4 protein-coding genes and 1 pseudogene are annotated in these 8,378 nt (G+C 62.2%); 3 read left to right on the plus strand and 2 right to left on the minus strand.

Annotated features, from left to right (window positions below):
- Positions 1-101: 101 nt before the first annotated feature.
- Positions 102-1,292, minus strand: coding sequence for a glycoside hydrolase 100 family protein (locus AVME950_RS10730; protein ID WP_284429815.1), 1,191 nt, complete (start codon positions 1,290-1,292; stop codon positions 102-104).
- A 118-nt stretch (positions 1,293-1,410) separates the two neighbouring features.
- Here AVME950_RS10730 and AVME950_RS10735 point away from each other — a divergent pair.
- Positions 1,411-4,102: pseudogene (locus AVME950_RS10735) on the plus strand (excinuclease ABC subunit UvrA).
- Between the two features lie 332 nt (positions 4,103-4,434).
- On the opposite strand, the gene AVME950_RS10740 reads toward AVME950_RS10735, so the two are convergent.
- The gene (locus tag AVME950_RS10740) at positions 4,435-5,301 is read right to left on the minus strand and encodes a LysR substrate-binding domain-containing protein (protein WP_284429816.1); all 867 of its coding nucleotides are present in this window, start codon (positions 5,299-5,301) and stop codon (positions 4,435-4,437) included.
- 200 nt (positions 5,302-5,501) lie between these two features.
- Between AVME950_RS10740 and AVME950_RS10745 the strand changes: the two genes are divergently transcribed.
- Together AVME950_RS10745 and AVME950_RS10750 are read left to right on the plus strand one after the other, a co-directional pair.
- Positions 5,502-6,506, plus strand: a complete 1,005-nt coding sequence (locus tag AVME950_RS10745) for a Bug family tripartite tricarboxylate transporter substrate binding protein (protein WP_284429817.1) — start codon at positions 5,502-5,504, stop codon at positions 6,504-6,506.
- Between the two features lie 8 nt (positions 6,507-6,514).
- Positions 6,515-7,954 carry an N-acyl-D-amino-acid deacylase family protein gene (locus AVME950_RS10750; protein WP_284429818.1) on the plus strand — a complete coding sequence of 480 codons (1,440 nt, stop codon included), beginning with the start codon at positions 6,515-6,517 and terminating at the stop codon, positions 7,952-7,954.
- The last annotated feature ends 424 nt before the right edge of the window (positions 7,955-8,378 follow it).

Here is an 8,378-nt window from a genome sequence, read left to right on the forward strand (position 1 = left end):
CGCAATATATCTTGGAAGCTCTGCACCACCTTCGGGAAATGGGTGGCACGCTGAGAGCCGGCACCAAGATGCCTGCCCGGCCAAACTTCAGCAAGCCCCTTTCACCAAGCCGTCTCTTGACCCTGCAGCGCACGCCGGGCCATCAGGAAGGTGGCTGCATTCCAGCTTTGCCCGGCCATGCCGAGCGGCGCCAGCGTGCGGCCGTGGAACCACTCGGTGAAGCGCCAATTGTCGAGTTCGTTCGTGCGCGCCAGCTTGACCAGTTCGGCCCAGCCTTCTGCTTGCAGGCCCACCTTCGTCAGTGCCATGACCCAGAAAGCACCGACGAAGGGCCAGATACCTCCGTTGTGGTATTGGTGCGCAAGGTTCTGTCGATGCCGTCCCATGTAGGCTCGCCAGAGATCGTGCTGTTCCGACAGAGGATGCAGCACCACCCGCACCGGATAAGGATCGCTGGCCCGCGCGGCCCCGATCGCGTTCGTGATGCTGTGCGACATGGCCTCGTCGGCCAGGCCGCATTGGATGGCCAGCAAATTGCCGAACACATCGCCTTCGTCCCCCACGACCGCCAGATTCACGAAGCTCAGGTAGAGCCCACGATCCCGGCGGCCACGGCGCGCATAGTGCTGCAGCAGGCGCGCACGGTGGTACTGGTGCAGATCGCGCTGGAACGGATTGAAGAGATGGTTGAAGTGGTGCTGCGTCTCGTCTGCATGGCACAGCGCGAAGCGGCGCTTGACGTCAAACCACAGCGCGTTGGTGTAGAGCACGTACCCCGAGCGCGGCATGATGTCCGCCCAGTCGCTTGCCTCGTTCTGCTGCAAGAGGCGAAAGTGCTGATGCTCTTGTGCCAGCAGCCATCCGATCGCTCGGTCGACTTCGCTGGCCCAGTGGTCCGCCCCCACCTCACCATGGCGCCGCACGTGGTCCACCGCGATCAGCCACCACAGCGTGGCGTCAATGCAACCCAGGTACCAGAAGTCCGCATCATGGCCTTCCGGATCTACGTACTTGGGAATTTGCCCGTTAGGCGCCTGCTTCACTGCCAGCGCATCCAGGCTGGCCACAGCGCCTTGTTCGAGCGCCTGCACTCCGCTGCCGCACATGGCCATCACGCAGATCGCTGCATCCCGCCCGAAGATGCGCGTGTAGCGTCGCGCCTCTGCAGCCGCAGTGCGGCTTGCCGCCAAAATGCCGTGCTGGGTGAGGTTGCTCTCCAGCAGCGTCAGCGCAGCTTCCGAGCAGGTTTCAATTAAGGCGAGCGAGGACGGATCAAGGGTATGGTCGGACATGGGCAGTTCAGATGCCAAAGTGAACGATGCGTGGATTTTGCCGATCGTGGCGAGCGCTGACCCTTTCTCCTTTTGCGCGGCATATCGCTGCAAATCAACGGAAACGACAATCCATCCTATGCCAAACCAATCGAAGCGGGCGAATAACCACGATGGATTCGTTCTTGTGCGGGGCGCACGGGAACACAACCTGAAAAATGTGGATGTCGAGATTCCCCGCAATGCCATCGTGGTGTTCACCGGCGTCTCTGGCTCCGGTAAATCTTCGCTGGCGTTTGGCACCATCTATGCGGAAGCGCAGCGCCGGTATTTTGAGTCGGTGGCGCCCTATGCGCGTCGTTTGATCGACCAGGTGGGCGTGCCTCAGGTCGATGCCATCGAGGGTTTGCCGCCCGCTGTGGCCCTCCAGCAGCAAAGGGGCACGCCCACCGCACGATCTTCCGTGGGCAGCGTGACCACTATTTCCAGCCTGGTACGCATGCTGTACTCCCGCGCTGGAACCTACCCAGCCAGACAGCCTATGCTGTATGCGGAAGACTTTTCGCCCAACACCCCACAGGGCGCTTGTCCGCACTGCCACGGCTTGGGCCGCATCTACGAGGTGACCGAGGCTTCGATGGTGCCCGACGATTCACTCACCCTGCGCGAGCGGGCTGTGGCGGCTTGGCCCAGCGCCTGGCAAGGGCAGAACCTGCGCGACATCCTGACCACGCTGGGGCATGACGTCGATGTGCCTTGGCGAGATCTGCCGCGCAAGACGCGGAACTGGATTCTCTTCACCGACGAGCAGCCGACAGTCCCTGTGTACGCAGGCTTCACGATGGAGGAGGTACGCCGGGCACGACGTGCAAAGCAGCAGCCCAGCTACATGGGCACCTTCACCGGCGCTCGCCGCTACGTGATGCAGACTTTCGCCACCAGCCAGAGCGCCATGATGAAGCGCAAGGTGGCCCAGTTCATGGTGGGGACGCCCTGTCCCGTGTGCCATGGAAAACGGCTCAAGCCGGAGGCCCTGTCCGTCACTTTTTGCGGACTGGACATCGGCGACCTCGCGCACCTGTCCCTGTCCGCATTGGCCGATGTACTCGGGCCGGTGGCAGAGGGTTCGCCATCCAGTGGGCCCTCGGAACATGCAGGCGCCAGCTTGTCGAAAGCGGCTCGCATGCGTGCGGCCGCAAAGCGCGAAGCGGCAGGAGCTCCGGGCCACACGGGCGCGTCCGACGTCCGCCGTACGCCCAACCTGTCGGCGGAGAAGCAATTGGCCGCTCAGCGCATTTCGCAAGAGCTACTTTCCCGTGTTCGCGCATTGACGGACCTCGGACTGGGCTATCTGTCGCTCGATCGCGCCACACCTACCCTGTCGCCTGGCGAGTTGCAGCGGTTGCGTCTGGCGACCCAGCTCGCATCGCAACTCTTCGGGGTCGTGTACGTGCTCGACGAGCCTTCTGCAGGCCTGCATCCCGCCGACAGCGCGTCGTTGCTCACGGCGCTGGAGCGTCTGAAAGCCGCTGGCAACTCCATCTTCGTGGTGGAGCACGACATCGCCACCATGCGCCGTGCCGACTGGCTGGTGGATGTGGGACCGGACGCCGGAGAGCATGGTGGGCAGGTGCTCTACAGCGGCCCACCGCCAGGATTGGCCTGCGTGCCGCACTCCCATACGCGCCGGTATCTGTTCGACGACGCTGCACGTGATCGCCGCGTTCAGCGATCACCGCAAGCCTGGCTGACATTGGAGGATGTGCATCGGCACAATTTGCATGGTGTGGATGCGGCTTTCCCCATCGGCTGCCTGACCGCCGTAACCGGTGTTTCAGGGTCAGGCAAGTCGAGTCTGGTCAGCCAAGCGCTCCTGGAACTGGTCAGCGCCCATTTGGGGCAGCCCATGCCGACGCCCGAGGACGGTGGCATGCCGGAAGGACCGCCCGATGCGGCTGCTGGCGATGATGATCCGGGCGCTACCCTTGAGTTGGGTGGAGCCATTCTCACCGTGGGCCGACTGGGTGGCGCAACCGATCAGGTGCGCAGGCTGGTGCGGGTGGATCAGAAACCCATTGGACGCACGCCCCGCTCCAATTTGGCCACTTACACGGGCCTTTTCGATGCCGTGCGAAAGCACACCTGCTGCACGAAAGAAGCAGTACGACGCAGGGCAGTTTTCGTTCAATGTCGCGAAAGGTCGGTGCCCCACCTGCGAGGGCGAAGGTTTTGTCAGCGTGGAGTTGCTCTTTCTGCCCAGTGTCTATGCGCCTTGCCCCACTTGTCACGGAGCACGCTATAACCCCCAGACATTGGCCATCACCTGGAACGGACTGTCGATTGCCGACGTGCTGGCACTTACCGTGGACGCAGCATGCGATACCTTCGTGGACGAACCCACTGTTTTCCGGTCTTTGCAAGTCCTGCGCGACATCGGTCTCGGCTACCTGCGCCTTGGCCAGCCCGCCACGGAACTGTCGGGTGGCGAAGCACAACGCATCAAGCTCGCCACGGAATTACAGCGCACGCAACGCGGGCACACGCTGTATGTGCTGGACGAGCCGACCACCGGTTTGCATCCAGCCGATGTGGACCGCCTGCTGTCCCAGTTGGATGCTCTCGTGCAGGCAGGGAACACGGTGGTAGTGGTTGAGCACGACATGCATTTCGTCGCCTCTAGCGATTGGGTGATCGACATCGGTCCGGGGGCAGGCGCCCAGGGCGGTTGCATCGTGGTGAGCGGAACTCCGGCGGAGGTGGCACGCTGTGCAGAGTCTCGCACCGCCGCCTACCTGAAAGCGGTGTTGGGAGTGATCACAACTGAAGCCTAAGCCAGCAGGAACCCATGAGTAACGGCAGGATGCACCGCCCCGCTTAACCGCGTGATGGGGTGGTTGTGCTACCTGTCGTCTTGCGAGACTGGTATTTTTTCCAGAGATAGCCAGCGACAGCCATGAGAATCATTTTTCGCATCTGAAGACTCCGTTTGATGAAGCCCAGAGCTTCCATGCGTTGTCAGCCACGCCTTGTAGGAAGTCCGGGCGAGGCCATGTCGTCTTCTGCGGAATGCACTGATCCTTGTGTGAGGGGGTGAACGAGAGGTTGGGCTTGTTGAGCCCGTTCACGGCAGCAGAGTGAACGCACTGGCTTGGAGGGTCTCCCATCAATGCTGCTGCGCTGAATCCAGCAGCCAACTTCTAAAGGTCTGCAGGGTCGGTGATTGCACTGACTCTTCCGGATAAACGAGGTAGTAGCCCTTGGGGCTGCGCCATGTGCGCGAAGACAGGCGCACAAGCCGCGTGGCCTGCACCATGTCGTCGGCCATGTAGTCCGGCAGCAAGACCACGCCCAGGCCCGCCACAGCGGCATTCAGTGCCATGGACATGATCTCAAAGCGGGGGCCGGCGCGGCCGGGGTCAGCGTCGATTTGCTCTGCCAGAAACCATTGCTCCCACGCATCCGGCAGTGTGTGGTGATGCAGCAGCCCCGAACCGGGCGTTGCTGCCCCGATCTGCGCGCCGTGGCGCGCCACCCACGCGGGGGCGGCATAGGGTGCGAGGTCCAGTGCCGCCACGAAGTCGCAGCACAGGCCGGCGCGCTGGCCATCGCCGAATTCTAAGGAAGCATCAATGTTGCCAGTCTTGAAGTCGGCGGGGCCCACGCGTGTGCTCAAGCTCAGCGTAATTTCTCCATGCGCCCGGGTGAATGCAGGCAGGCGGGGGATGAGCCAATACGCACCGATCGAAGCGCCCACCGACAAAGCCAACCCGCCGCCGCGCCCTTTGAACGCCATCACATTGACCGTGGCCCGCTCCAGGCGCTGAAGCAATGGCGCAATCTCCTCGAGGTAGTAGCGTCCGGCATCGCTGGTGATCAGCGATTCACGCCGCCTAACGAACAGACGCACGTTCAGCCGTGATTCCAAGGCCTGTATCTGCCGGCTCACCGCGCCCTGGGTGAGGTGCAATTCCTGGGCTGCGGCAGTGAACGAGCCGAGGCGCGCGCTGGCCTCCAGGCATAGCAGGGACATGGTGGATGGAGCACGGTACATGAAGGGAAACCATGAGCAATGCACATGCCGGCAGCAAGATGCACCGGGAAGGGGTCAAAGATCACCGCAATAGTGCATGAGAAAAAGACATGGTATCCCCAGCAAACATGGTTTGTGCCAAGCCAGATCGATTTCTAGCATTCATGCGGTTGAATCCAACGAACTGAAGGAATGCACCGATGAACGCTCCGCTCCGCCCCGCATCCCTGTCGCGCCGCCGCTGGCTGCAGACGGTCTCTCTCACCCCCTCCGTCGCACTGTTGCCGGATTCGACCCGGGCGGCGCCAGGGTATCCGGATCGTCCCATTCGCCTGGTCGTGCCATCGGCCGCAGGCGGTTCTCCGGATGCCGTCTGCCGCATCCTGACGAACGAGTTGCCCAAAGCACTGGGCCAGCCCTTCGTGGTGGACAACAAGCCCGGTGCCAGCGGCAATATCGGCATGGCCGACGTGTTTCGTGCCCCTGCAGACGGCTATACGCTGGGCTATGCCAACGTGGGCACCCTGGCCATCAACAAGGCCCTGTATTCCAAGCTTCCTTACGACCCTGACGCTCTGGTTTCCATCGGTTTGATCGGCTTCGTGCAGAACGCGCTGGTGGTGCGCAAAGACCTGCCCGTGCAGAGCGTGAAGGACCTCATCGCGCTTGCGCGCGCCAAGCCCGGGGAGTTGACGGTGGCTTCGGGCGGCAGCGGTACCACGGGGCACCTGAGCGGCGAGTTGTTCAAGGCATCGACCCAGGTGTCGATGACGCACATCCCCTACAAGGGCAGCCCGCAGGCCATCACTGACCTGATGGGCGGCGTGGTGGACCTGATGTTCGACAACCTCAGCTCCATTCTTCCGCACATCCAGTCGAGCCGGGTGCGCGTGCTGGCCGTGACAGGCGCCGCGCGCAGTCCGCAACTGCCGCAGGTGCCCACCGTGGCAGAGGCCGGCGTGCAGGGTTACGAGACCGTGGGCTGGGGTGGCATCGTCGCCCCGCCTGGCACGCCCAGCGCGATTGCCGCCCAGCTCAACAAGGCCCTCAATGACGCTCTTCGCCTGCCCCCCGTGCAAGAGAAATACGCGGCCCTCGGCTTCGAACTGACGCCTGGTCCTCCTGAGCGCCTGATCGAGCGGGCCCGAAAGGAATCACCAATGTGGGCAGACGTCGTCAAGCGCTCTGGTGCCCAGGTGGGGTGAGGCAGGCCATGTTCGATCTCCTCATTTTCGGAGGCACCGTCGTGGATGGCAGCGGAGCGGCTCGTCGGCAGGCCGACGTCGGCATTGCAGGCGGGCGCATTCTCGCCGTTGGCGACCTCTCAGCACAGCCTGCCCGCCAACGCCACGACGCTGTCGGGCGCATCGTGTGCCCCGGCTTCATCGACGTCCATACCCATGATGATCGGTTGTTGCTCACATCACCGGCCGGCCCCCATCCCAAGCTCACGCAAGGCGTGACCACAGTGGTCACCGGAAATTGCGGGATCAGCCTGGCGCCGCTTCTGAGCAATGAGACACCGCCAGCACCACTGGACCTGCTTGGCGCGGACGACTGGCGGTATGACCGGTTCGGTGACTACCTCGATGCTCTGGAGGCCTCGGGGCCGGCGCTGAATGCGGCATGCCTGGTGGGGCACTCCACTTTGCGGGTGCGCCATGTGCCGGACCTGCGTCGACCGGCCACCCCGCCCGAAGCTGAGCGCATGGCCATGGATCTGGCCGAAGGATTGGATGCGGGCGCTTTCGGCTTGTCCACCGGGCTTTACTACCCTCCCGCCCGGGCGGCCACGGCAGAAGAGGTGATTGCGGTGGGCGCTCCGCTTTCGGCGGCGCAGGGCCTGATCACGATGCATATCCGCGACGAGGCAGATGCCATTGACGATGCATTGCGCGAAGCCTTGCACATTGGCCAGGCGCTGGGGGTGAGCACTGTGCTGTCGCATCACAAGTTGATTGGCCAACGCAACCATGGGCGCTCGGTGAACACCTTGGCCATGGTCGACACCGCCGCGCTGTCGCAACCCGTTTGTATGGACTGCTATCCCTACAACGCTTCGTCCACCATGCTGCTGGCCAGCCGCGTCGGGCAGTCCCGGGAGGTCCTGGTGACTTGGTCTGTTGGCGATCCATCGGCGGCTGGGAAATCGCTGTTTGCAATGGCGCGCGAACGGGGCTGTTCCCCCGAATCCTTGGTGGAGCCGTTGTCTCCCGCGGGTGCGGTGTACTTTGCCATGCATGAAGATGATGTGCGCCGCATCCTCCGACACCCTTTGACGATGGTCGGCTCGGACGGACTGGCCCACGATGCGGTGCCGCATCCTCGTCTATGGGGAACCTTCCCCCGCGTACTGGGGCATTACGCGCGCGACCAGCGCCTGTTTTCTCTCGAAACAGCGGTGCACAAGATGACTGGGTTGAGCGCCCGCCGCTTCGGGCTGCGCGACCGGGGGGTGATCGCCCAGGGTCATGCGGCGGACATCGTGGTGTTCGATGAGACGTGCATCGCGGACCGTGCCACGTTCGAACAGCCTACCGCACCCAGCGCAGGCATTGATGCAGTGTTCATCAATGGCCAGCTGGCTTGCGCGCATGGCCATACCGTCAATGCGCATGCAGGTCAGGTGTTGCGGCGACAACGCTCGTTCTGATTTCCGAACGCAGGAAGCCACTTGGTTGGCGGGCATGCCAAGCGCGTCCGGGCGATTGATTCACTGGAGGCTGGATGGCTCTGCAGCGTCGCCGCACCACGAGCGTGGATGTTTCTGTCGATGTGATTAAGCAGTTTCGCCCATTTTTATCAAATACCGATAATTGATTTAATCAACTCCTTCAATAATTGCATCTGATAAAAATTCATAAGAAGTTTTTTTCTCGCGTCCAATAAGACATTCTTTGTGGTTATGTGAATAAAGAATCTCAAATATTTATCGATGCTGTGAGTAAAAAATACTTTGGTGCGTGAGGCATTCATCGTTAGCAGAAGGGGGCCTGAATCTCATCTCGGAGTACTCATGGCCTGTGTGCTATATGGAATGGTGGAACGGGCAGTGATTGATCATTATATTTTTCTAT

The organism is Acidovorax sp. SUPP950, assembly GCF_030158935.1.
Classification (GTDB): Bacteria; Pseudomonadota; Gammaproteobacteria; order Burkholderiales; family Burkholderiaceae_C; genus Paracidovorax.

Bases quoted from the DNA above. Each gene is read 5' to 3' on its own strand.
- AVME950_RS10730 (WP_284429815.1), bottom strand. From the start codon at position 1,292: ATGTCCGACCATACCCTTGATCCGTCCTCGCTCGCCTTAATTGAAACC.
- AVME950_RS10740 (WP_284429816.1), bottom strand. From the start codon at position 5,301: ATGTCCCTGCTATGCCTGGAGGCCAGCGCGCGCCTCGGCTCGTTCACT.
- AVME950_RS10745 (WP_284429817.1), top strand. From the start codon at position 5,502: ATGAACGCTCCGCTCCGCCCCGCATCCCTGTCGCGCCGCCGCTGGCTG.
- AVME950_RS10750 (WP_284429818.1), top strand. From the start codon at position 6,515: ATGTTCGATCTCCTCATTTTCGGAGGCACCGTCGTGGATGGCAGCGGA.